Annotated in this window: 22 protein-coding genes; 13 read left to right on the forward strand and 9 right to left on the reverse strand. The window is 56.3% G+C overall.

Going from position 1 to position 24,157, the window contains the following annotated elements; all coding sequences use genetic code 11:
* Position 1: 1 nt before the first annotated feature.
* Both arnB and ACMGG5_RS04590 read right to left on the reverse strand, forming a co-directional pair.
* Positions 2 to 1,141, reverse strand: a complete 1,140-nt coding sequence (gene arnB, locus ACMGG5_RS04585; protein ID WP_061716347.1) for a UDP-4-amino-4-deoxy-L-arabinose aminotransferase — start codon at positions 1,139 to 1,141, stop codon at positions 2 to 4.
* A gap of 452 nt (positions 1,142 to 1,593) precedes the next feature.
* On the reverse strand, positions 1,594 to 2,100 hold the full coding sequence (locus ACMGG5_RS04590; protein WP_024908855.1) for a phenolic acid decarboxylase: 507 nt from the start codon (positions 2,098 to 2,100) through the stop codon (positions 1,594 to 1,596).
* 99 nt (positions 2,101 to 2,199) lie between these two features.
* On the opposite strand from ACMGG5_RS04590, the gene ACMGG5_RS04595 reads away from it, so the two are divergent.
* The 3 genes from ACMGG5_RS04595 (at position 2,200) to ACMGG5_RS04605 (ending at position 5,094) form a co-directional block, all read left to right on the forward strand.
* Positions 2,200 to 3,081, forward strand: a complete 882-nt coding sequence (locus tag ACMGG5_RS04595; protein ID WP_024908854.1) for a LysR family transcriptional regulator — start codon at positions 2,200 to 2,202, stop codon at positions 3,079 to 3,081.
* Between the two features lie 32 nt (positions 3,082 to 3,113).
* Positions 3,114 to 3,908 carry an SDR family NAD(P)-dependent oxidoreductase gene (locus tag ACMGG5_RS04600; protein ID WP_148769390.1) on the forward strand — a complete coding sequence of 265 codons (795 nt, stop codon included), beginning with the start codon at positions 3,114 to 3,116 and terminating at the stop codon, positions 3,906 to 3,908.
* A 523-nt stretch (positions 3,909 to 4,431) separates the two neighbouring features.
* Positions 4,432 to 5,094, forward strand: a complete 663-nt coding sequence (locus ACMGG5_RS04605; protein ID WP_024908852.1) for an HAD family hydrolase — start codon at positions 4,432 to 4,434, stop codon at positions 5,092 to 5,094.
* Positions 5,095 to 5,154: 60 nt separating this feature from the next.
* Here the strand turns inward: ACMGG5_RS04605 and ACMGG5_RS04610 are convergent, their stop codons facing one another.
* Positions 5,155 to 6,180 (reverse strand): TerC/Alx family metal homeostasis membrane protein, encoded by a 1,026-nt coding sequence (locus ACMGG5_RS04610; protein ID WP_024908851.1) that lies wholly within the window; start codon positions 6,178 to 6,180, stop codon positions 5,155 to 5,157.
* 166 nt (positions 6,181 to 6,346) lie between these two features.
* Positions 6,347 to 6,745: a potassium channel family protein gene (locus tag ACMGG5_RS04615; protein ID WP_024908850.1), complete on the reverse strand. Its 399-nt coding sequence runs from the start codon at positions 6,743 to 6,745 to the stop codon at positions 6,347 to 6,349.
* Between the two features lie 314 nt (positions 6,746 to 7,059).
* On the opposite strand from ACMGG5_RS04615, the gene ACMGG5_RS04620 reads away from it, so the two are divergent.
* Entirely contained in the window at positions 7,060 to 8,397 is a 1,338-nt protein-coding gene (locus ACMGG5_RS04620; RefSeq protein WP_420277563.1) for an MFS transporter, read from the forward strand.
* Positions 8,398 to 8,431: 34 nt separating this feature from the next.
* Here ACMGG5_RS04620 and ACMGG5_RS04625 read toward each other — a convergent pair whose 3' ends face one another.
* The gene (locus tag ACMGG5_RS04625; RefSeq protein WP_049123398.1) at positions 8,432 to 9,169 is read right to left on the reverse strand and encodes an IclR family transcriptional regulator; all 738 of its coding nucleotides are present in this window, start codon (positions 9,167 to 9,169) and stop codon (positions 8,432 to 8,434) included.
* 169 nt (positions 9,170 to 9,338) lie between these two features.
* On the opposite strand from ACMGG5_RS04625, the gene ACMGG5_RS04630 reads away from it, so the two are divergent.
* Both ACMGG5_RS04630 and ACMGG5_RS04635 read left to right on the forward strand, forming a co-directional pair.
* Entirely contained in the window at positions 9,339 to 10,031 is a 693-nt protein-coding gene (locus ACMGG5_RS04630) for an RraA family protein (RefSeq protein ID WP_290094177.1), read from the forward strand.
* The gene (locus tag ACMGG5_RS04635; RefSeq protein WP_420278602.1) at positions 10,031 to 10,969 is read left to right on the forward strand and encodes an NAD(P)-dependent oxidoreductase; all 939 of its coding nucleotides are present in this window, start codon (positions 10,031 to 10,033) and stop codon (positions 10,967 to 10,969) included. The genes ACMGG5_RS04630 and ACMGG5_RS04635 overlap by 1 nt, the downstream gene beginning before the upstream one ends.
* Positions 10,970 to 11,001: 32 nt before the next feature.
* Here ACMGG5_RS04635 and ACMGG5_RS04640 read toward each other — a convergent pair whose 3' ends face one another.
* The gene (locus ACMGG5_RS04640) at positions 11,002 to 12,198 is read right to left on the reverse strand and encodes an NAD(P)/FAD-dependent oxidoreductase (RefSeq protein WP_290094178.1); all 1,197 of its coding nucleotides are present in this window, start codon (positions 12,196 to 12,198) and stop codon (positions 11,002 to 11,004) included.
* Positions 12,199 to 12,426: 228 nt separating this feature from the next.
* Between ACMGG5_RS04640 and pitA the strand changes: the two genes are divergently transcribed.
* Together pitA and ACMGG5_RS04650 are read left to right on the forward strand one after the other, a co-directional pair.
* The gene (gene pitA, locus ACMGG5_RS04645) at positions 12,427 to 13,926 is read left to right on the forward strand and encodes an inorganic phosphate transporter PitA (RefSeq protein WP_032648248.1); all 1,500 of its coding nucleotides are present in this window, start codon (positions 12,427 to 12,429) and stop codon (positions 13,924 to 13,926) included.
* A gap of 179 nt (positions 13,927 to 14,105) precedes the next feature.
* Positions 14,106 to 14,513, forward strand: a complete 408-nt coding sequence (locus ACMGG5_RS04650; protein WP_024908848.1) for a hypothetical protein — start codon at positions 14,106 to 14,108, stop codon at positions 14,511 to 14,513.
* 43 nt (positions 14,514 to 14,556) lie between these two features.
* On the opposite strand, the gene uspB is transcribed toward ACMGG5_RS04650, so the two are convergent.
* Positions 14,557 to 14,892 (reverse strand): universal stress protein UspB, encoded by a 336-nt coding sequence (gene uspB / locus ACMGG5_RS04655; RefSeq protein WP_003861224.1) that lies wholly within the window; start codon positions 14,890 to 14,892, stop codon positions 14,557 to 14,559.
* Between the two features lie 283 nt (positions 14,893 to 15,175).
* On the opposite strand from uspB, the gene uspA reads away from it, so the two are divergent.
* A complete protein-coding gene (uspA, locus tag ACMGG5_RS04660; RefSeq protein WP_003861223.1) occupies positions 15,176 to 15,613 on the forward strand; it encodes a universal stress protein UspA in 438 nt (145 codons plus the stop codon).
* A 97-nt stretch (positions 15,614 to 15,710) separates the two neighbouring features.
* On the opposite strand, the gene rsmJ is transcribed toward uspA, so the two are convergent.
* Positions 15,711 to 16,463 (reverse strand): 16S rRNA (guanine(1516)-N(2))-methyltransferase RsmJ, encoded by a 753-nt coding sequence (gene rsmJ / locus ACMGG5_RS04665; protein WP_420277564.1) that lies wholly within the window; start codon positions 16,461 to 16,463, stop codon positions 15,711 to 15,713.
* Positions 16,464 to 16,470: 7 nt separating this feature from the next.
* Positions 16,471 to 18,513: an oligopeptidase A gene (gene prlC / locus ACMGG5_RS04670; protein ID WP_267217642.1), complete on the reverse strand. Its 2,043-nt coding sequence runs from the start codon at positions 18,511 to 18,513 to the stop codon at positions 16,471 to 16,473.
* 207 nt (positions 18,514 to 18,720) lie between these two features.
* Here prlC and ACMGG5_RS04675 point away from each other — a divergent pair, with 207 nt between their 5' ends.
* The 4 genes from ACMGG5_RS04675 to ACMGG5_RS04690 all read left to right on the forward strand — a co-directional run bounded on the left by ACMGG5_RS04675 (position 18,721) and on the right by ACMGG5_RS04690 (position 24,153).
* Positions 18,721 to 19,563 carry a 23S rRNA (adenine(2030)-N(6))-methyltransferase RlmJ gene (locus tag ACMGG5_RS04675; protein WP_420277565.1) on the forward strand — a complete coding sequence of 281 codons (843 nt, stop codon included), beginning with the start codon at positions 18,721 to 18,723 and terminating at the stop codon, positions 19,561 to 19,563.
* A 71-nt stretch (positions 19,564 to 19,634) separates the two neighbouring features.
* Positions 19,635 to 20,987 (forward strand): glutathione-disulfide reductase, encoded by a 1,353-nt coding sequence (gene gorA / locus ACMGG5_RS04680; RefSeq protein ID WP_024908845.1) that lies wholly within the window; start codon positions 19,635 to 19,637, stop codon positions 20,985 to 20,987.
* A 135-nt stretch (positions 20,988 to 21,122) separates the two neighbouring features.
* Positions 21,123 to 22,304, forward strand: a complete 1,182-nt coding sequence (locus tag ACMGG5_RS04685; protein WP_175557812.1) for a glycoside hydrolase family 5 protein — start codon at positions 21,123 to 21,125, stop codon at positions 22,302 to 22,304.
* A gap of 199 nt (positions 22,305 to 22,503) precedes the next feature.
* Positions 22,504 to 24,153, forward strand: coding sequence for an alpha,alpha-trehalase (locus ACMGG5_RS04690; protein ID WP_420277566.1), 1,650 nt, complete (start codon positions 22,504 to 22,506; stop codon positions 24,151 to 24,153).
* Positions 24,154 to 24,157 lie beyond the last annotated feature (4 nt).

The raw sequence follows: 24,157 nt of genomic DNA on the forward strand, positions 1-24,157 counted from the left end.
ATCAATGTCCTGCAAGCTGATGGAGTGCGGTAATGACACGGGTTGTGTCGTCATGAGTCATATCCGGGAAAAGAGGGAGGGAACAAATACGCGCGCTATTCCATTCAGAATTCGGGAGCGATACTTCAGGAAAACGCTCGCGGTAGTATTTTTGGGTGTGCGCCGCGCGGAAGTGGAGGCCGGTACCGATGCCTTTCTCTTTCAGCGCCGCCATCAGGTTGTCGCGTGAGATCCCACAGCGCGCTTCATCAACGCGAATAATAAACAGGTGCCAGGCGTGCACGTGCGGCCATGACGGAATGGTGAGCGGCTGGAACGGCGTATCGGCCAGCTCCCGCAGGTAGCGTTCAGCGATTTCCTGGCGGCGCCTGTTGGCCTCTTTCAGTTTACCTAACTGCACCAGCGCCAGCGCGGCATTAATGTCCGCCAGGTTGTATTTATAGCCCGGCGCGATCACTTCAGCCTGCGGCGCACGACCGTGCGTCTGGCGGTCATAGGCGTCTACGCCAAGGCCGTGGAATTTCAGACTGCGGATCCGCTGTGCCAGCTGGGCATTATCCGTGACGACTAAGCCGCCTTCCGCGCAGGTCATATTTTTAATGGCGTGGAAGGAAAAAATCGCCGTCCCTTTCCAGCCCACGTGACGGTTCTTGTAGTACGTTCCGGCGGCATGGGCCGCATCTTCAATAACCGGAATACCGTGACGTTCACCGATGGCATGGATAGCGTCGATTTCACACGGCGCGCCGGCATAATGAACGGGAATAATGGCTTTGGTACGCGGGGTAATGGCGGCTTCAACGGCTTCTGGCGTCACCATTAATGTATCTTTGTCCACATCAATCATGACCGGTGTGGCACCCAGCAACACGATCATATTCAGCGTGGAGACCCAGGTCTGGGAAGGGGTAATGACTTCATCGCCCGGGCCAATATCCAGCGCCATCAGCGTGACGTGCATACCCGCGGTGGCTGAACAGACGGCAATCGCATGCTGATTCCCGGTAAGTTGACAGAATGCCTCTTCAAGTTCCTGATTCTTAGGCCCCGTGGTGATCCAGCCCGACATCAAAACGTCCTGAAGCGCCGCAATTTCCTCAGCGCCCATCGACGGTCGCGAAAAAGGCAGAAAATCACTCATTATTAATTTCCTTGCTGTATTAAAGGCGTCATCTTTTACTGCGCTGTCGTAATGGGCAGCTCAATGGGATCATGCAAGATGGTTATTAAATAAAGACCAAATAAAATTAAGTCGCTATAACAGTTATGTCAACAAACCATCAACTGAAGCAAAAGTAGCGTCGTTTTCTTAGGAAAAAATTAAGACAGGCGAAGAGCGGAAGGGAAACAGCACATAAAATAGGATAGAAAATCGTTTTACAACAGCAGGATAGTGATTCTAACTATTTTTTTGTTTTTTTGCGGGTGGACTCACAGCGATTACTCTACTATTTCATTTCGTTTACATTAAAATTATAAGAAAAGTAAATGAATACTCAACCAAAATAAAAATCCCGGAGGTTTGGGTGGGAATTCCGTCATCCTCCGGGAACTTTCTATTAATATCAATTGTCGCGCATTCAACTGTCGCGCTTAGTTAAGATTAGCAGGAAAATCATTCGGCAATTCGCTGGCGGCGCAGGCGATAACGCTTTCATTATTTGCGCCGCAGTCGCGCACAAAGGTGATCGTGGCAAATTCATCAATCACTTCCGTTGGATACGCCGGGCCCGCATCGCGATAGCTGTTCATCAGCGGAATATGATCGTTCTGGAAGCAGACGGTTTTTTCCGGGTTGTTCATGACCCAGCGCGGGAAGAAGATGGTGCCGTGGAACAGTTTGTCGCCCAGGTTCACAATCAGGCTGACGTCGGTGCCGGTTGGCTCGGTCCAGGAAATTTTATAGATGCTCTCCCCTACCCGCACGATGTAAGCCTGCTGATCTTTCACCCAACGGTTTGCCACAAGACCGCTGTGAATACGGTAATCCAGGGTCGTCTCATTTTTGACGTAAATCTCGTAGTTCCAGCCGTTATCGTAGGTATAAACAAGGTGTTTGCCAACGAAGCCGCTTAAGTCGTGTTTGTCGAAGGTGTTCATAAGATGTCTCCTTTGTTTTGATGAGACGATCGTACCCCTTCAAAAAATGGATGAATAACGCTATGTTTTAATCAAATTCATCCAAATTTTAGATAAATTATGCATAAGACGACGCTGGAACAATGGTCCTTACTGGAACGAGTGGTGGAAGCGGGCAGCTTTGCCAAAGCCGCAGAAGAAACCCACCGCAGCCAGTCTTCGGTGAGCTATAACCTGTCGCTGCTGCAGGAGCGGCTCGGCGTGGCGCTGCTGGTCCCGGAGGGGCGACGGGCGGTGTTAACCCCGGCCGGTGAGCTTCTGCTCAACCAGGTTAAACCGCTGCTGAAAGCCTTTTCGTATGTTGAGACGCGCGCAGCGACCCTTCGCAACGGGATGCGCACGCGGTTGGATCTGGTGGTGGACTCCATTTTCCCGCGCCGCCGCCTGTTCGCTATCCTGCGTCAGTTCCAGCAGCAGTATCCGCAGACCCAGGTACGACTCACCGAAGTGCTGGAAAACACCCGCGCCGACGCCATTAACGACGAAGCCGATGTGATGATCTTAACCCGCCGCCAGGACATTACCGGGCTCGGCGAATGGCTGATGAATATCGACTTTGTTGCCGTGGCCCATCACCAGCATCCCCTCTTTCACCTCGACGCGCCGCTAAATGATGAGATGCTGCGCCCGTGGCCGCTTATCCAGATTGCGGACAGCCAGCCCGCCGCGCGTGCTGCCGGTGAGTCGTGGACCTTCTCCACCATCGATGCCGCCATAGAGGCCGTCCTCTCTCAGGTCGGCTACGGCTGGCTGCCAGAGGAACGCATCCAGACCCAGCTGGATCAAGGCGTCCTGAAACGCCTGCCGCTGAGCCACGGTGCGCGCAGAGCAACGCCGCTTCACCTGATTGTAAAGCGCTCCCTCGCCCCGCTTGACGAGCAGGTGGAGACGCTGCTGCGCCTTTTTAGCCAGGAGCCGTCATCCTCACCTGCTACGCTTTAAGGTCCGAACGTTAAAACGATAAGGAGCTGATGATGAAAATCGACTTTACGGGGAAAGTGGCGCTGGTGACCGCCTCAACCGGCGGGATCGGGTTCGCCATTGCCAGAGGGCTGGCAGAAAGCGGTGCCGAGGTGATCGTCAATGGCCGCAGCACGGAATCGGTGAACAAAGGCATTCAGCAGCTGCAGCAGGTGGTGCCGGGCGTGCAGGTGCGCGCCGCGATTGCCGATCTCAGCACGGCGGAAGGGGTCGAGTCGCTGCTGAAGGTGGCGAATAACGTCGACATTCTGGTTAACAACGCCGGGATTTACGGCCCTGAGGATTTCTATGCCACCGACGATGAAACCTGGGAGCGTTACTGGCAGACCAACGTGATGTCCGGCGTGCGTCTGTCCCGCGCCCTGCTGCCGGGCATGGTGCAGAAAGGCTGGGGACGCGTGGTGTTTATCTCCTCCGAGTCGGCCTGCAATATCCCGGCGGATATGATCCACTACGGCGTGACCAAAACGGCACAGCTCTCGCTGGCGCGCGGGCTGGCGAAGTTCGTGGCAGGGAGCGGCGTGACGGTCAACAGCGTACTGCCAGGCCCGACGATGTCGGACGGTTTTGCAGAGATGATGAAAGATGAAATCGAAAAAACCGGCAAATCGCTGGAGCAGCTGGCGAAAGAGTTTGTGATGGCCAACCGCCCCAGCTCGGTGATCCAGCGCGCGGCCACGGTTGAAGAGGTGGCCAATATGGTGATTTATGTCTGTTCGCCACAGGCCTCCGCCACCTCCGGCGCGGCGTTACGCGTCGACGGCGGCGTCGTGGATGACATTATTTAATGTTGTCAGGCATCACTTGCCGCAACACGTCGGGCGGAATGGAGCAATCTGCGCGCCGCAATGCGTGATTCCGCCCCGCGGTTACCGGGTGATTTCCCCTTTCTGGTATGGATCGAGAATACGCTAGCGCAGCGGATCCGTTGCCTGATGCTTCAGGGCAGATTTCGCTGGCGATACTGCCAGTTCATAGTTCATCGATAACATCGACGCTGGAAGTTGAAAACTCATTGCAGAAAACGAAGCAAAACTTAACGTGAGGATTGAAATAAGCGATCTAAGAGTCATATCAAGAAAGACGTAGTGAGTGAGTTTTTCCTTACCTGTGGGGCCCAATGGTTCCCCAAAATATCTTGCGATGTGGCGATGATATAGGCAGTTCTTTTTTTCACCAATCCTTATCGAGACCAAAAATGGACTCACTTTGAGATCGCAAGATGGAGAAAAAATGGTGGTGGTATAAGGACTGTCCAGCTAAAGCAGGTAAACTGATCCGCAGAATGTGTATTTCAGCTAAGACGTATTTATGACCAATATGATTGCCGACGAGACGGTGGCGAAATCCAGCGTGCTCTCTGTCTTTGACTTTGATGGGACATTAACGCACCACGACAGCTTTATTCCTTTCCTGCGCTTTGCCTTCGGGAAACGTTACTTCGCGGGTCGTCTGGTGCGTATGGCGCTGCCCACGCTCCACTGCGTGCGTCGTAAGCTGACGCGCGATGAGCTAAAGGAAGTGCTGATCAAAACGTTCCTGACGGGCGTGGATGAACACTGGTTGCGCCAGCAGGCGGAAGCCTTTTGCGAAAAATACTGGAACAAGCTGATGCGTCCCGAAGGGGTTCTGGCGGTGGCGGCTGAGGTGAATTCCGGTGCGGAGGTGACCATCTGTTCCGCCTCTCCGGCGCTGGTGCTTCAGCCGTGGGCTGACAAACTGGGCATTAAGCTGATTGGCACGCAGCTGGAAGTGAAAGATGGCAAGCTGACGGGGCGCATCACGGGCCACAACTGCCGCTGCGCCCAGAAGGTGGCAAGGCTGGAAAAAGTGTATGGCGATCTGAACGCCTATCACCTGCGCGCCTGGGGAGACACCCGCGGCGACCACGAGCTGCTGGCGGCGGCGCAGGATCCGCACTGGCGGCACTTCCACCCGCCGCGCAAGCGCCGGAATTCACCGATTAAGGGTTAGGTGCGGTCTGGTGCCCTCACCCCGGCCCTCTCCCACAGGGAGAGGGAGAAAAGCGATGTATCAGGCCTCACGTTTCCCCGGGAACATCACGCTCGCAATAATCCCCAGCGCCAGCACGCCTAATACAACAAACAGGCTGGCCGTCGCGCCAATGCTGTAACCGTGATGCCAGAAGTGGTCAGTGGCATTTAACCCCAGCTTGAACGCCACAAAGAACAGCAGCAGCACCACGGCTTTCTCAAGGTGTACCAGGTACTGCTTCAGCGCTTCCAGCACGAAGTAAAGCGTACGCAGACCGAGAATAGCGAACATCATGGCGCTGTAGATAATCAGCGGCTCGCGGCTCACGGCAATAATGGCCGGCACGGAGTCAAACGCGAACATCACGTCAGAGAGCTCAACGACGGCCACGCAAAGCAACAGCGGCGTCGCATAGCGCTTCGCCTTCTTGACGCGTCCGACCATCACGTCCTGGTTTTCCGGCTTCTCCAGCTCCGCATCCACCTCTTTCTGCGTCAGAATAAAGGCATTGCTGCTGATTTTCGGCCAGACCGGATAGAAGCGCTTCACCAGGCGATAGGCGAGATGACCCGAGTAATCTTCCACTTCGTCGCTCTCTTCATTACGTCTGAGCATCATCACCGCCGTCCAGCCAACGACCAGCGCGAAAATCACCTCAACGTACGGCCCCAGGCTTAACAGGCTGGTGCCGATAGCTACAAAGATGCCGCGGAAGACAATCGCCCCCAGCACGCCCCAGTAGAGCACACGGTGACGGTACTTATCCGGCACGCCGAACCAGGCGAAGATCGCCATCATCACAAACAGGTTATCGACGGAGAGCACCTCTTCCAGCGCATAGCCGGTGAGGAACAGGCTCGCCATCTCGGCGCCGTGGTGAACGTACAGGAATCCGGCGAAGGCCATCGCCATCATGACCCAGAAGATGGACCACATCGCCGCGCTTTTCAGCGAAACAGGTTTATCGTGACGGTGCATAAAGAGGTCGATAAACATCGCCCCAACGGCCATCACCACAAAGACAACAACGGTTTCCGTCGGGAAACCGAGATGAGCAGCAGACATACAAAACCCTTTTGGCAGACAAAACACAACACCATGCAAACTGGCGTAAACCAGGAACAGAAAAGGGCGGGCCGTTAATCAGCCTCTTCGCCCTCAAAATCGCAGCCATCTGGCCGCGCAAGGAGGGGTACTTTACCTTACCAGACGGGGATCGTGCATCAGCCGTTTAAGCGCTCATGCCGCGCAAACGCTGCAGCACCGCCACCAGAACCGCCACAGACCAGCCTACCATCAACGCGCCCACCAGCCCTTCCACCCCGCCGATGAGCCGCCAGTGCTGGGGCAACGTGACGTCGCCGTACCCTACCGTCGCATAGCTCACCAGCGAAAAGTAGAAGCTGGTATTCCAGTCATTAAACGCGTCGATGACAAAATAAAACGCAGCAAACAGCCCGGCTTCCAGGAGATGGGCGAAAATCATAGAGATCACGATACCGACATTGCGTAAAACAATGCGTACCGCAGAATCGACTTCTAACGTAATGAATTTTAAAACGCCAAACATCCACAGAGAATGAATCACCACGGTTAGGGTAAGCAAAATAATAATACTGAGTAGCTGCATGATGCGTGCTCGACCAAAAGGAATATGGCCCCACTAACGCGGCGGGGCATCTGGTCGAAGCTTAGTTGAATGGAGCAGAAAAGTTGGTGCAATAATTGCGTTGCGTGATTATTTCCCTCCCAGCCCGTCCCGTTTGCGGTTGGTCAGCAGCTGTAAGCGATATCCAGAGCGCACTATCTGTGAGTCACCTCTTATTTACACCATTTAAACCTTCCATTAACTGGATAAAAAGAACGCGCCGTCGCTATAGTGGTTTTGTTTAATAAAACTAAGTTGTACCTAATAAAACAAAGAACACACCCTGCGAGGATACAATGACAGAACATTTACGTAACGGCGCGACCGCCACCGAGGACATAGAAAGAGAGACGATGCGGAAGGTGATCTGGCGTATTCTCCCGTTTCTGATTGTCAGTTACCTGGTCTCGATTATCGATCGCGGGAATATCGGCATGGCTTCGCTGCAGATGAATGAGGACCTTGGCCTCAGCAAAGCGGCGTTTGGCTTCGCCAGCAGCCTTTACTTCGTGGCCTATTTTTTGTTTGAGGTACCCAGTAATCTGGCCATGCAGAAAGTCGGCGCCCGGCTGTGGATCCCGCGCATTATGATCAGCTGGGGCATTGTCTCCATGGGCATGGCGCTGGTTCAAAATACCACCTCGCTCTATATCGTCCGCTTTCTCCTCGGGGCAGCGGAAGCAGGCTTCTTCCCCGGCGTTGTGCTGTATCTGACCTGGTGGATCCCTTCCCGCTACCGCGCGCGCATTATTGCGTCCTTTATGGTCGCCATCCCGCTCGCTAACTTCATCGGCTCCCCGCTTTCCGGGTTGATACTGTCGCTCGATGGCTGGCTGGGTCTTCGCGGCTGGCATCTGCTGTTCATTATTGAAGGCTTACCTGCGGTGCTGCTGGGTATTGCGGCCTGGTTTATTCTCCGGGATCGCCCTCATCAGGCGAAATGGCTCAGTGTTGAACAGAAAAAGTGGCTGGAAACCACCCTTGAGACCGAGCGGAGCCAGCAAAAGAACATCGGACACCAGACGACGTGGCAGCTGCTGAAGCATCGTCAGATCTGGCTGATGGCGCTGATTTACGCGGGCGCATCGTCCGCGGGCACTACCATCAGCGTCTGGTCTCCTCAACTGCTGAAATCCTTCCATCTCGATAATCTTGAGACAGGTCTGCTTAACGCCATTCCTTACGGTCTGGCATCGGTTCTGATGATTGTCTGGGGACGACACTCCGATCGCACCAACGAACGCCGCTGGCATACCGCGCTGACGCTGTTCATGATTGCCGCCGGCGTGTTCGCTGCCTTTGTAAGCGTCTCGCTCTTTGCCACTATCGTGATCCTGAGCATTATCCTGACAGGCGCGTATTCTATGAAAGGGCCTTTCTGGGCGCTGGCATCCGGCTGGATGAGCAGCTCCTCGGCGGCGGCGGGGCTGGCCGCGATTGGCGCCATCGCGAACCTGATTGGCGGGGCGGTCATGGTAAATGCCTACGGCATGATCAGCGAGCGGACGGGCAGCTACACGCTGGCTATGCTTCCGCTGGCCGCGCTGTGCCTGGCCGGGGGTATCGCGGTGCTCATTATGGGACGGCAGGCCCGCAACGCTCAGCTACACGAAAAACAGGTCACGCATTCGTGATGACAGAAGCGGGACACGTGTCCCGCTTCTGCGTTTAAAGATTTTCTTCCGCCGCGTCGCTCGTTTCACCAAAGAACTGCAGACAGAAGGGCTTACTGGCTCCCATTTTTTGCGACAGACGGCTGGCCGCCGCCTTCATCAAAGGCCCTATCTCCTTCTCACGACGATCTTCCGTCAGCCGTGAGATGGGGCCGGTCAGGGCTAACGCCGCAACCAGCTTGTCGTGAACGCCGAAGACAGGCATCGCAAACGCCGCGGTGTGGGGATCGCGTGCGCCTGACGTGTAGAAAGGGAGTTCAGCGTCTCCCTCCGGCAGGCTCTCATTGAGCCCCCAATGGCGCAATACCTTACTGATGGCCGAACTATCAAGCGGGAACTGGCTGCCGGGAAGATTGCTGTGTCGCAGGCCGTGCGACGCTTCCGCGCGAAACAGGCAAAGGCGCTGCCCACCCTCCAGCACATACCAGCTGGCACTCTCCTGAGACGCCAGGGAGAGCGCCTGAAGCTCTGGCTGAACCACCCGCGAAAGATGGAAAGATTGTTCATACAGCTTGCCGAGGTAAAGCAGACGTGGGCCAAGCGCATAATTGCCGTCTTCATGCCTGACGACGTAATTCATCCGTTCAAGAGAATTCATCAGGCGGTAAACCGTGGTTTTGTGATAACCCGACAGCTGTGCCAGCGCGGTCAGCGTCAGGCTCTCATCCCCAGGACGGAAGCAATCCAGTAAAGCCAGCGCTTTTTCAACCGCTACAACGCCTTCATTCCCCATCATTATCTCCTTGTTAGCCCGGCAGTGAGTGTACCTCAAATTTTGTGAGTCACTTCGTGTTTACATCACAAACGCCACCTCGGGTCTGGCTAAAAGGAAAGCAACACCGCTATAGTTGTTTTGTTCTGTACACCTGCGTTGTACTAAGTAAAACAATATGGAGGCATTCATGTCCGTTTCTGAAAAAAAAACGATTAATCGCCAGTTCGAACGCGTTTCTGCCGAGGACGTTCGTCGGGCTGCCGAGTATCAGGCAGCCATTCTGGCCGACGTGGCCGGTCGCCGCGGTACGCTTCATGGCCGCATCAAACCGCTGGCCCCACACATGTCCGTTGCGGGTCCGGCCATCACCGTGGAAGTTCGCCCGGGTGATAATCTGGCGATTCATGCCGCGATGGCGGTGGCGCAACCCGGCGATGTCCTGGTCGTCGATGGCAAAGGCGACCTGAGCTGCGCGCTGCTTGGCGAAATCATGGCCACTCAGGCTCAGGCGAGCGGCATTGCGGGCATCATTATTGACGGCGCTGTACGTGATGCCGATTCCCTGAGCAAAGGCCACTACCCTGTCTTTTCTGCCGGTCTGAATCCCTGCGGCCCGACAAAGTTAATTTCTGGCCGGGTTAATCATCCTATTTCAGTCGCCGGGGCGACGGTTCAGGCCGGGGATCTGGTTGTCGCGGATATCGACGGCGTGGTCGTCATCCCGCGCGATGAGGTTCAGCAGGTCATCGCGCTGGCAAAAGAAAAGCTGGAGATGGAGACCCGGCGTCTTGCCGCCATCCGTGAAGGCGATTTGCGTCCACACTGGCTTGATGACGCGCTTCGTAAGGCAGGTATGTTAGCTGACGGGGAGACGCTGTGATGGGGGGCAAAGACGTAATTCTGGTTACCGGAAGCGACCTGGCGGAGCAGGCCATGGTGATGTTGCAGGGCTTTGAAGTGGTGTTTGCAGGCCGCCAGCCCACAGAAGATGACCTGATCGCGCTGTGTGAACGACACAATCCCGTGGCGATTCTGGTTCGTTACGGCCGGATCACCGCGAAAGTGATGGATGCTGCCCCGGCTCTGCAGGTTATTTCCAAGCACGGAAGCGGGATCGATGTGATAGACCAGACGGCAGCGGCCGAGCGCAATATCGCCGTCCGTGCTGCACCAGGCGCAAACGCAGCGGCAGTGGCTGAACATACCTGGGCGCTGATCCTCGCCTGCGCAAAGTCCGTGGTGCCACTGGACAAGCGGCTGCGGGACGGGCACTGGGATAAGGCGACGCATAAATCCATTGAACTGGAGGGATTGACGCTGGGGCTAATCGGATTGGGCGCTATCGGCTCGCGCGTGGCAAATATTGGTCACGCCTTCGGCATGAAGGTGCTGGCTTACGATCCCTATGCTAAGTCCATGCCTGCCCTGTGCGAGCGCGCAGAAACGCTGACCGGGCTTCTTTCCCGTTCCGATGTTATCTCTTTGCACTGTCCGCTAACCGATGAGAACCGGGGGATGATCAATAGCCAGACGCTCGCACACTGCAAGCGGAACGCCATTCTGGTCAATACGGCACGCGGTGGGCTGATCCACAGTGAATCATTACTGGCGGCTCTCCGGGATGGCACGCTCCACAGCGCAGCGCTGGACAGCTTTACCCACGAGCCGCTGACGGCGCCGCACCTCTGGCAGTCCGTAGAAAATGTGGTCATTACACCGCATATTGGCGGCGTTACCGCAGCGTCATATATCAGGATGGGGACCGTGGCCGCGAGCAATATTCTGGCCGTGACGGACGTCACCACCGTCAGCCCGTAAAGCCAACCGCGACGAGTGGCAGCGCGCTTATGTCACTTGTCTTCTGCCAGCGCCTGAGCACACGCCCAGGCACTTGCCCATGCCCACTGGAAGTTGTACCCGCCGAGCCAGCCGGTCACATCCATCACTTCGCCAATAAAATAGAGCCCCGGCACGTTGCGCGCTTCCATGGTGCGGGAAGAGAGTTCATTGGTATCGACCCCGCCCAGCGTCACTTCCGCGGTGCGGTAGCCTTCGGTGCCGTTTGGCTGCACGCGCCAGTTTGTCAGGGTCTCCACCAGCACCTCCTGCTCGCGGCTGTTAAGCTGCTTGAGCGACACATCCGGGATCTGCCCCAGCACCTGCAAACACTCCACCAGACGCTTCGGCAGCTGCATTGCCAGCGTGTTTTTCAGGCTTTGATTCGGGTGCGCGGTACGCTGCTCGTTAAGGAACGCGTCGAGATCGCAGTCCGGGAGCAGGTTAACCGTGACGAATTCCCCCGGCTGCCAGTAGCTGGAGATTTGCAGTACCGCCGGGCCGGAGAGGCCGCGATGGGTAAAGAGCAGATTTTCACGGAACACCGTCCCGTCTTCGGCGGTAATGACGGAGGGAACAGACACGCCAGACAGCGTCTGAAGCTGTTCGAGAAGCGGTTTATGCAGCGTGAACGGCACCAGCCCGGCGCGCGTGGGCAAGACTTTCAGGCCAAACTGTTCGGCAATCTTATAGCCAAACGGGGAAGCGCCCAGACCCGGCATGGACAGGCCGCCGCTGGCGATCACCAGATTATCGGCGCTGACGGTTTCACCGTTGAGCTGTAGCGTATAGCCCTGGTCGTCACGGGCGACTTCCAGCACTTCCGTGCGCAGGCGCATGACGACGCCGCCCTTCTCGCACTCGGCCACCAGCATATCGACAATCTGCTGCGCGGAGTCGTCGCAGAACAGCTGGCCCAGCGTCTTCTCATGCCATGCGATACCGTGCTTACCGACCAGGTCGATAAAATCCCACTGGGTATAACGCGCCAGCGCAGATTTACAAAAATGACGGTTTTGGCTCAAATAGGCCGCGGGTTCAACATACAGGTTAGTAAAGTTGCAGCGCCCGCCGCCGGACATCAGGATCTTACGGCCTGGCTTTTTACCGTTATCCAGCAGCAGCACGCGACGACCCGCCTGTCCGGCCATCGCCGCACAAAACATACCCGCCGCACCGGCGCCAATTACCACGGCATCAAACCTTTCCACGTCAAAACCCTCTTTGTTAACTGCCGCGGATTGTAAAGTTTCCTCTGTGGTCACACCAGCGTAAAAAGATATTACAAAGCCATTCCATTGAAATTTAAAGAATATCCTTTCAGGCACTTTTCTCAAATCAGGTGGTATGTCAAAAAAAGTCTATATTTCACTTTGCCCGTTGCGCATTTGTCCTGGATAATGCGCCGCGTTCATGTCCTCAAAATGGCGTAACGTCCTATGCTACATTTGTTTGCCGGCCTGGATTTACATACCGGGCTTTTACTCTTGCTTGCTCTGGTTTTTGTACTGTTTTACGAAGCGATCAACGGCTTCCACGACACTGCAAACGCAGTAGCGACGGTTATCTACACTCGCGCAATGCGATCGCAGCTTGCGGTTGTTATGGCGGCGGTATTTAACTTTTTTGGTGTCCTCCTGGGCGGACTGAGCGTTGCGTATGCGATTGTGCATATGCTGCCAACAGATCTGCTGCTTAACGTAAGTTCTGGCCATGGCCTCGCCATGGTGTTCTCAATGCTGCTTGCTGCAATTATCTGGAACCTCGGTACCTGGTATTTCGGCCTGCCTGCATCCAGTTCTCACACCCTCATCGGCGCGATTATCGGTATCGGGTTAACCAACGCCCTCATGACCGGTACATCGGTTGTTGATGCGTTAAATATCCCGAAAGTACTGGGGATCTTCGCTTCTCTCATCGTCTCCCCAATCGTGGGTCTGGTGGTGGCAGGCGGGCTGATCTTCATCCTGCGTCGTTACTGGAGCAATACTAAAAAACGCTCCCGTATTCACCTGACGCCAGCAGAGCGTGAAAAGAAAGACGGCAAGAAAAAGCCGCCATTCTGGACGCGTATCGCCCTGATCATTTCCGCTATCGGCGTGGCTTTCTCACACGGCGCGAACGATGGTCAGAAAGGCATTGGTCTGGTGATGCTGGTGCTGATTGGCGTTGCTCCGGCAGGCTTCGTGGTTAACATGAACGCCTCCGGCTACGAAATCACCCGTACTCGCGATGCGGTCAACAACGTCGAAATCTACTTCCAGCAGCATCCTGACCTGTTGAAGAAGGCGACCGGCGTTGACCAGTTAATCCCGTCACCGGAAGCCGGTGCCGCGACTGCGCCAGGCGAATTCCACTGCCATCCTGCAAACGCGATTAACGCGCTGGAACGTGCCAAAGGCATGCTGGGCAATATCGAAAGTTATGACAAACTGACCGTTGAGCAGCGTGGTCAGCTGCGTCGCATTATGCTGTGCATCTCTGATGTGACGGATAAAGTGGCGAAGCTGCCTGACGTGAATGCTGACGACCAGCGTCTCCTGAAGAAACTGAAAGGCGATATGCTCAACACCATTGAGTACGCGCCAATCTGGATCATCATGGCGGTCGCACTGGCGCTCGGTATCGGTACGATGATTGGCTGGCGCCGTGTGGCGACCACCATCGGCGAGAAGATCGGTAAGAAAGGCATGACCTATGCGCAGGGTATGTCCGCGCAGATGACGGCGGCGGTGTCTATCGGTCTGGCGAGCTACACCGGTATGCCGGTATCCACCACCCACGTACTCTCTTCGTCCGTGGCAGGTACCATGATTGTTGACGGTGGCGGTCTGCAGCGCAAAACCGTAACCAACATTCTGATGGCCTGGGTATTCACCCTTCCGGCATCCATCCTGCTGTCTGGCGGGCTGTACTGGATTTCGCTGAAGCTGATTTAATCGGTTGAAGGCGACAAAAAAGCGGGTCAGGAAACTGACCCGCTTTTTTTATGGCTGTTGTGTTACTTAATCCATTGCTGTGATTAGGAAAATCTGAACACTATCTGTTCAGATTTTTACTGCACAAATAACTATTATCCCCGCGAATATTCTCAGTTCCCCCCATGACGGAAAAGACTATGCCATTCAAAACGGCTACTAAATGGATTCATCGCCTTGTTACGGTTTCGCTTCTGGCTCTGGTCATTGGATTTGTGTGGCTAAACCACCAGCCTAATCAGCGAAATAACGATGCACTTCAACGTGTTTATAAATTATCTGACAGCGTCTGGCTCTATATGACCGTGAACAATCAGGGTGGCGCCACCGTACCGACAATCTACCGTTACTATCTCTCGGAAAAGATAACAGGGAAAGACATCGACATTATCCATCAGTTGGCAATGAAGCATCCTGTCATTGAAGGTACGGGTACAATCACTGCGGCCAGCATTGATACAAACGGAGACGTTAATATCGCCTATAGCGGGAAGGTTATTTCGATTGAGAGCGATATCTCCGATCTCCGGTTCACGGTTAAGCCCTGAGCCAGAGGAAAGAAGGCGGGGCTGACCCCGCCTGCTGTGATGCTCAGTGCCAAATCATCAATGCAATCATGCTGACCACGACCAGGCCACACAGGGCGCTGGTTAAAATGAACTGACGACGCAGGCGCTCGCAGCGACGGATAAACTCTTCATCGTGATGATCGCGGTAGCGCTGATAGTAGATATATCCCACCAGACGCATCTGTTTGCTGGGCTGTCCATGCGAGGTGAAGAACCCTCCACCGTCCACATACTGATAAAGCAACGGATCGCAACCACGAAGTACCACTAACAGCGCACGTAACGATGAGAAGTAGCGCGCCATATTCACTATGCAAACTACGCATAACGCCCAAAACAATGCGACGGTGCTAATCATACATCCTCCCCGGCGTCCGCCCACGAAGCAAGGCTTCTGAGCTACCGCACCCCAATGCCCTGACAGACAGTTCAGTGAAAGAATGACCAAAAGTCGATCCGGTTCGCGTTTTAATATCCGAACGGCTCATTTAATAGTGTAGGAGATCCGTTAATTTTTTTGCCACAAGGTTAATCGTTATCAACACCAAAGCTTGAAAAATATGTTTAACTGGGCCGTAATGAAAGCATCAGACGACGGCTTTCCCATTTAGTCATCGATAACTTAAGGAAGGAGTAACACTATGGCTTACAAACACATTCTCATCGCGGTAGACCTCTCCCCGGAGAGCAAAGTGCTGGTTGATAAAGCGGTATCCATGGCACGTCCCTACAACGCGAAAGTTTCGCTGATTCACGTTGATGTGAATTACTCCGACCTCTACACCGGTCTCATCGACGTCAATCTTGGCGATATGCAGAAGCGTATCTCCGAAGAGACGCACCACGCCCTGAGCGAGCTGTCCACCAACGCAGGCTACCCGATTACCGAAACCCTGAGCGGCAGCGGCGACCTGGGCCAGGTATTGGTTGATGCGATCAAGAAATATGACATGGACCTGGTGGTGTGCGGTCACCATCAGGACTTCTGGAGCAAGCTGATGTCTTCCGCGCGCCAGCTGATTAACACCGTTCACGTGGATATGCTGATTGTTCCACTGCGTGACGAAGAAGACGAGTAAGTGCGTTAAATTCCCCTCACCCTAACCCTTTCCCACAGGGAGAGGGGATAGATCGAGGACGTAGGCCGGGTAAGGCGAAGCCGCCACCCGGCTTTTTTTATTCCGGCGTGCCTGAGTAGATATCAAACCGGTGCCCTTTGGTGGTCACCGCATTGGTCGTGGCAACGTCCGCCAGCGGCGGCGCATAGTCAGGGCGCTTCACCACCACCCGCTTCGTCGCCAGCTGACGAGCCGGTTCCAGCAGGCCATCCGCATCCAGATCAGGCCCTACCAGAGACTGAAACACCCGCATCTCTTTCTTTACCAGCGCGCTTTTCTGCTTGTGCGGAAACATCGGGTCGAGATAGACCACCTGCGGGCGCGGGGTGATATCGGTCAGCGCCGTCAGGCTCGAGGCGTGGATCAGCTGCAAACGCTCCTGCAACCACGGGCCGATTTCCGGGTCCGCGTAGCCACGGCTTAGACCATCGTCGAGCAGGGCCGCCACCACCGGATTACGCTCCAGCATCCGCACCCGACAGCCGACAGACGCCAGCACAAACGCATCGCGCCCCAGCCCCGCCGTAGCATCGACCACGTCCGGCAGATAGCTTCCTTTAATCCCAACCGCTTTAGCCACCGCTTCGCCGCGACCGCCGCCGAACTTGCGCCGGTGCGCCATCGCCCCACCGACAAAATCGACAAAAATCCCGCCGAGCTTCGGTTCGTCGCGCTTGCGTAATTCAAGATGTGCTGTGGTCATCACCAGCGCCATCGGGTTTTCATCATCGTACTCCAGCCCCCAGCGGGCGGCCAGAACAGATAAGGCGCCGTCTCCGGCGCCTGTTTCATCCACTAAGCAGATCTTCACGTAACAATCAGCCTTTGATCCCGTAATGCTCAAGCATCGCATCCAGCTGCGGCTCGCGGCCGCGGAAGCGTTTGAACAGCACCATTGGTTCTTCGGAACCGCCGCGGGTCAGGATGTTGTCGAGGAACGACTGGCCGGTTTCGCGGTTGAAGATCCCCTCTTCTTCGAAGCGAGAGAAGGCATCCGCCGCCAGCACGTCGGCCCACAGGTAGCTGTAGTAACCCGCCGCGTAGCCGCCTGCAAAGATATGGCTGAACGCGTGCGGGAAGCGGCCCCAGGTTGGCCCTGGGATCACGGCGACCTGCTTTTTAATCTCGGCCAGGGTTTCCAGGATTTTCGCGCCCTGCTCCGGGCTGAACTCGGCGTGCAGGCGGAAGTCGAACAGGCCGAACTCCAGCTGACGCAGGATGAACATCGCCGCCTGGTAGTTCTTCGCCGCCAGCATTTTATCCAGCAGCTCCTTCGGCAGCGGTTCGCCGGTCTCATAGTGACCGGAGATAAACGCCAGCGCGTCCGGCTCCCAGCACCAGTTTTCCATAAACTGGCTTGGCAGCTCGACCGCATCCCACGGCACCCCGCTGATCCCGGCCACGCCTGCGGTTTCGATGCGGGTCAGCATATGGTGCAGACCGTGACCGAACTCGTGGAACAGGGTGATCACTTCATCGTGAGTAAAGAGCGCAGGTTTGCCGTTCACCGGACGGTTGAAGTTACAGGTCAGGTAGGCGACCGGCTTCTGCAGAGAACCGTCGGCTTTACGCATCTGGCCCACGCAGTCGTCCATCCACGCCCCGCCGCGCTTGTTCTCACGCGCGTAGAGATCGAGGTAGAAGCTGCCGCGCAGTTCGTTTTTCTCGTCATACAGCTCGAAGAAGCGCACGTCCGGATGCCAGACGTCGATATCGGTACGCTCTTTGGCGGTGATGCCATAGATGCGCTTCACCACTTCAAACAGGCCGTTAACGGCTTTGTTTTCCGGGAAGTACGGGCGCAGCTGCTCGTCGCTGATGCTGTAGAGATGCTGCTTCTGTTTTTCGCTGTAGTAAGCGATGTCCCACGGCTGCAGCTCGTCCACGCCAAACTCCGCTTTCGCGAAGGCGCGGAGCTGGGCCAGCTCTTTCTCACCCTGCGGACGGGCGCGTTTCGCCAGATCGGTCAGGAAGTCGAGCACCTGCTGCGGATTTTCCGCCATTTTGGTGGCGAGGGATTTATCGGCGTAGTTCTCAAAGCCCAGCAGCTGGGCCAGCTCGTGACGCAGGGCGAGGATTTCCGCCATCACCGGGCTGTTGTCCCACTTACCGGCATTCGGCCCCTGATCGGAAGCGCGGGTGCTGTAGGCGCGGTACATCTCTTCGCGAAGCGCCTGGTTGTCGCAGTAGGTCATCACCGGCAGATAGCTCGGGATATCCAGCGTCAACAGGAAGCCATCCTGCTCTTTCGCCTCGGCCTGGGCTTTTGCCGCCGCCAGGGCGCTTTCCGGCATGCCGGAAAGCATAGCTTCGTCGGTAATCAGCTTCGTCCAGCCCATGGTGGCGTCGAGCACGTTGTTGCTGTACTGGTTGCCCAGCTCGGACAAGCGCGCGGCAATTTCACCGTAGCGGGTCTGCTTCTCTTTTGGCAGGCCAATCCCGGACAGCTCAAAATCACGCAGGGCGTTATCGACCGATTTTTTCTGCGCCGTGTTCAGTTCGGCATAATGGTCGCCGTCGCGCAGGTCGCGGTAGGCTTTGTAGAGCCCTTCGTGCTGGCCGACCCAGGTGCTGTACTCAGAGAGCAGCGGCAGGGTCTGTTCGTAGGCTTCGCGCAGTTCCGGGCTGTTTTTTACCGAGTTCAGGTGGCTCACCGGGGAGAAAATACGCCCCAGCACGTCGTCCACTTCGGCCAGCGGCTGACACAGATTTTCCCAGGTGTACGGCGCGCCCTGCGCTACCACGCTTTCTACCGCCGCGCGGCAGTTGTCCAGCGATTGCGTAACGGCTGGAACCACATGCTCAGGGAGGATTTTAGAAAACGGCGGCAACGAAAAAGGCGTCAGTAATGGATTGGTCATAAACGCTGTCCTGTTGAAATAGGTGAATGAAGCGCGCATCCGGCGCTGTGCATATGCGATCTAGAATGGGGTTAAGTGTAGAGGATTTCAATGCCAGACGTGGCGGAAAAGAGCCCGGTGGCGCTGAGCTTACCGGGCCTACGGGTAATCTGCGCCGTTCTGCTGTAAACTGTGGCAAATCGTCAATTCAGCGGAATATCATTACCCATGCTCAGTTATCGCCACAGCTTCCACGCTGGCAACCACGCCGACGTCCTTAAACACACCGTTCAGAGCCTGATCATCGAATCGCTCAAAGAGAAAGAGAAGCCGTTTCTCTATCTGGACACCCACGCGGGCGCGGGCCGTTATCAGCTGAGCAGCGAGCATGCCGAGCGTACCGGTGAATATCTGGAAGGGATCGCCCGCATCTGGCAGCAGGACGATCTGCCTGCAGAGCTGGAGCCGTACATCGGCGTGGTGAATCACTTCAACCGCAACGGCCAGCTGCGCTACTACCCGGGCTCGCCGCTGATTGCCCGCCAGCTGCTGCGCGAGCAGGATAGCCTCCAGCTGACCGAGCTGCATCCGAGCGACTTCCCGCTGCTGCGTTCTGAATTCCAGAAAGACAGCCGCGCCCGCGTGGAAAAATCCGACGGCTACCAGCAGCTGAAAGCCAAGCTGCCGCCGGTTTCCCGTCGCGGCCTGGTGCTTATCGACCCGCCGTACGAAATCAAAACCGACTATCAGGCGGTGGTGACAGGGATCCATGAAGGCTACAAACGCTTCGCTACCGGGACATACGCCCTGTGGTACCCGGTGGTGCTGCGCGCGCAAATCAAACGCATGATCAAGGATCTGGAAGCGACCGGCATCCGCAAAATCCTGCAGATTGAGCTGGCGGTACGTCCGGACAGCGATCAGCGCGGCATGACCGCCTCGGGCATGATCGTCATTAACCCGCCGTGGAAGCTCGAAGCGCAGATGAACAACGTGCTGCCGTGGCTGCATAAAACGCTGGTGCCAGCGGGTACAGGCCACGCCACCGTCAGTTGGATCGTGCCGGAGTAATCGCAGCCATCGGTGGAAACTATTGATTTCAGGTATACAATCGCGGCAATTCACGATTAAGGACAAAAGCTATGACTAAGCATTATGACTACATCGCAATCGGCGGCGGCAGCGGCGGCATCGCCTCCATCAACCGCGCGGCCATGTACGGCCAGAAGTGCGCGCTGATTGAAGCCAAAGCGCTGGGCGGCACCTGCGTGAACGTGGGTTGTGTACCGAAGAAAGTGATGTGGCATGCGGCGCAGATCCGTGAAGCTATCCATATGTATGGCCCGGACTACGGCTTTGACACCACCATTAATAACTTTGACTGGGACAAGCTGATTGCCAGCCGTACCGCCTACATCGACCGTATTCACACCTCGTACGACAACGTGCTGGGCAAAAATAACGTCGACGTTATCCACGGCTTCGCCCGCTTTGTTGACGCGAAAACGATCGAAGTGAACGGCGAGACGATCACCGCCGATCACATCCTGATCGCCACCGGCGGCCGTCCTAGCCACCCGAACATTCCGGGCGTGGAATACGGCATCGACTCCGACGGTTTCTTCGAGCTGCCTGCCCTGCCTAAGCGCGTTGCCGTTGTTGGTGCGGGTTACATCGCGGTGGAACTGGCCGGGGTGATTAACGGCCTGGGCGCTGAGGCGCACCTGTTCGTGCGCAAACACGCGCCGCTGCGTAGCTTCGATCCGCTGATCGTTGATACGCTGGTTGAAGTGATGAACACCGAAGGTCCAACCCTGCATACCAACGCCGTGCCAAAAGCGGTCGTGAAAAATGCAGACGGCAGCCTGACCCTGGAGCTGGAAGATGGCCGCAGCCAGACCGTCGATTGCCTGATCTGGGCGATTGGCCGTGAACCGGCTAACGATAACTTCAACCTGGGCGTGACCGGCGTGAAAACCGACGAAAAAGGCTATATCGTCGTCGATAAATTCCAGAACACCAGCGTACCGGGCATTTATGCGGTCGGCGATAATACCGGTGCAGTTGAGCTGACCCCGGTGGCCGTTGCGGCGGGTCGTCGTCTTTCCGAGCGCCTGTTTAACAACAAGCCGGACGAGCATCTGGACTACAGCAACATCCCGACCGTGGTCTTTAGCCACCCGCCAATCGGCACCGTCGGCTTAACCGAGCCGCAGGCGCGCGAGCAGTATGGCGACGACCAGGTGAAAGTGTATAAATCGGCGTTTACCGCGATGTATACCGCCGTCACCTCTCACCGTCAGCCGTGCCGCATGAAGCTGGTCTGCGTCGGTCCGGACGAGAAGATTGTCGGTATCCACGGCATCGGCTTCGGCATGGATGAGATCCTGCAGGGCTTCGCCGTGGCGCTGAAGATGGGCGCAACGAAGAAAGACTTTGATAATACCGTGGCAATCCACCCAACGGCGGCGGAAGAATTTGTGACCATGCGTTAAGGGCTTTTCGCAGGAAAGCACGTCATAAAAACTGGCCTTTGCGGGCCAGTTTTTTTATATGGCTCGATAATTTAAAGACAAAGCATCATCATCCCAGCGAATATAAAATCATCATCACGCTAAAAAGGAATTGAGATGAAAGCGCTTATCGGGTTGACCCTGCTTCTTTTTTGCTTTGCCGCCGCCTCCTCTGACAAAATCACCTTCTGGGATACCCCTCAGCACGGTGGAAACAGCTTTAACCGCCTGCCGCCCACGCAGGAATACTATGACGCGCTGCGAGGCTATGGCGCGACGTGGGTTCGCCTCTCTTACGACAAATGGAAACCTGCCGGGAGAGATTTTCTTCTCGGCAACGCCGACGGCTATCGTGGGCTCGAGGCCACAGACCTCGCGACGCTCAAAGCCTCCATCAGGAAAGCACACGCGGCCGGGCTACAGGTCGTCATTGCCCCACTCTCTTTGCCCGGCATGCGCTGGGCGCAAAATAACAATAACCAGTTTGATGACCGCATCTGGCAGGACAAAAAATACTGGCAGGAAGCCGCTCAGTTCTGGCGTGATTTGGCCCAGGCCCTGAAGGACGAACCGGGCATTGCGGCCTGGAATCTGGTCAATGAACCCGCGCCTGAAAAAAGAGGCAACATTAGCGAGCAGGCGTCGCCAGAGGCGTTAAAAACCTGGTATCAGCAGCAGCAAAGTACGGCGCGTAACCTCCCCGCTCTCTACAATCAGATTATTGCCGCCATCCGCGAGGTCGATGCCACCACACCGATTATGGTCGATGGAGGCTGGTACGCCTCCGCGCGTGGTTTTTCTGGTTGGCCGTCCGCGCTTGAGGATAAGCGGGTGCTCTACAGCTTCCACATGTACGAGCCCTATGATTTCACCAGCGCGCCAAATGCACGCCGCAAGGTGCCGTTCGACTATCCAGGCATGATCACGTTCGGCGGTAAAAAGGTGAAATGGGACGCTACGGCCATAGAGAAATGGATGAACGCGCCCTTTGACTGGGCGAAGCAGAATGGTATTCCGGCCAACCGGGTTGTCGCGGGAGAGTTTGGCTGCGTTCGCACGCTGCAGGGCTGCCGGCAGTGGCTTAATGATGTTCTGACCGTCCTCGACAAACATCATGCACACTGGGCATTTTATGCGTTTCGTGAAGATGCCTGGGACGCCATGGACTATGAGCTGGGGAAAAAACCGGTGCCGTGGGCCTACTGGAAAGCCATCGAGGATAACGCACCGGATACGATCAAGCGCCATTCTACCGAGGAATTTGAACCGATTGCTAAGCGGCTAAAACAAGGCCTTTGATCCGGGATACTCGCCTCTTGTTCAGTAGCCTCTTTTGAAGAGGCTACTGTTAACAGACATAAATCGTTGCAAAACGAATGCTCCGAAAATAGTGATCTACCGCACATATTCCTCCCCCTCTACCGAAGCGAATGTCTACGCTTATAAGACGCCCGGATAAACCTGTCTTTTGAACACACAACCGGAGGTCCCTATCACCATGTTCAACCAGAAACTACAGGCTACCGAGAACATCGAATTCGAGATTGCAGAAGAGCTGCGCTACGAGACCGATCCCTGCGAGTTGAAACTGGATGAAATGATTGAGGCGGAGCCGGAACCCGAAATGATCGAGGGGCTACCCGCCTCCGATGCGTTGACGCCCGCAGACCGCTATCTTGAACTGTTCGAGCATGTACAGTCGACGCGGCTGTTTGCCGACAGTAAAACCTTCCCCGACTGCGCGCCGAAGATGGATCCGCTGGATATCCTGATCCGCTACCGCAAGGTCAGACGCCACCGGGACTTCGACCTGCGCCAGTTTGTGGAGAACCACTTCTGGATGCCGGAAACGTTCGGCACTGAGTATGTCTCCGACCCGGGCCTCTCCCTGAAGGAGCACATTGATAACCTGTGGCCGGTGCTGACGCGCGAGCCGCAGGATCATATTCCCTGGTCTTCCCTACTAGCGCTGCCGCAGGCCTATATCGTTCCCGGCGGGCGATTCAGCGAGACCTACTACTGGGATTCCTATTTCTCCATGCTGGGGCTGGCGGAGAGCGGTCGTAACGACCTGCTGAAGTGCATGGCGGACAACTTCGCCTGGCTGATTGAACGCTACGGGCATATCCCCAACGGCAACCGTACCTATTATCTCAGCCGCTCCCAGCCGCCGGTCTTTGCCCTGATGGTGGAGCTGTTCGAGGAGGACGGCGTGCGCGGTGCGAAACGCTATCTGAATCACCTCAAAATGGAGTACGCCTTCTGGATGGACGGCGCGGAGTCGCTGCTGCTTAACCAGGCTTACCGCAGCGCCGTACGCATGCCGGACGGTTCACTGCTCAACCGCTACTGGGACGACCGCGATACCCCGCGCGACGAATCGTGGATCGAGGACGTGGAAACTGCCCGCCACTCGGGCCGTCCGCCAAACGAGGTGTATCGCGACCTGCGGGCGGGGGCGGCTTCCGGCTGGGATTATTCGTCCCGCTGGCTGCGCGATCCGTCGCGGCTCGCCAGCATCCGCACGACGCAGTTTATCCCCATCGACCTGAACGCCTTCCTGTTCAAGCTGGAAAGCGCGATTGCCAACATCTCGGCGTCGAAAGGGGACAAAGAGACGGCCGACCTGTTCCGCCAGAAAGCCAGCGATCGCCGCGCGGCGGTGAACCGCTATCTGTGGGACGAGGAGAGCGGCTGTTACCGCGATTATGACTGGCGACGCGAAGAGCTGGCGCTGTTTTCTGCCGCCAGCATCGTGCCGCTGTATGTCGGCATGGCAACCCACGAGCAGGCCGAGCGCCTGTCGGATGCGGTCAAGGCACGACTGCTCACGCCGGGCGGGATTCTGGCGACCGAGTACGAAACCGGCGAGCAGTGGGATAAACCCAACGGCTGGGCGCCGCTGCAGTGGATGGCGATTCAGGGGTTCAAGCAGTACGGCAACGACTCGCTGGGAGATGAAATCGCCTGGAGCTGGCTGCATACGGTGAACCATTTTTATCAGACGCACCATAAGCTGATTGAGAAGTACCACATCGCCAGCAGCACGCCGCGCGAAGGGGGCGGTGGGGAGTATCCGCTGCAGGACGGTTTCGGCTGGACGAACGGCGTGGTGCGGCGGCTGATTGGGTTGTATGGGGAGCCTTGAGTGA

Source organism: Enterobacter sp. BNK-34, from assembly GCF_048684445.1.
In the GTDB taxonomy this organism is placed as follows: domain Bacteria; phylum Pseudomonadota; class Gammaproteobacteria; order Enterobacterales; family Enterobacteriaceae; genus Enterobacter; species Enterobacter pseudoroggenkampii.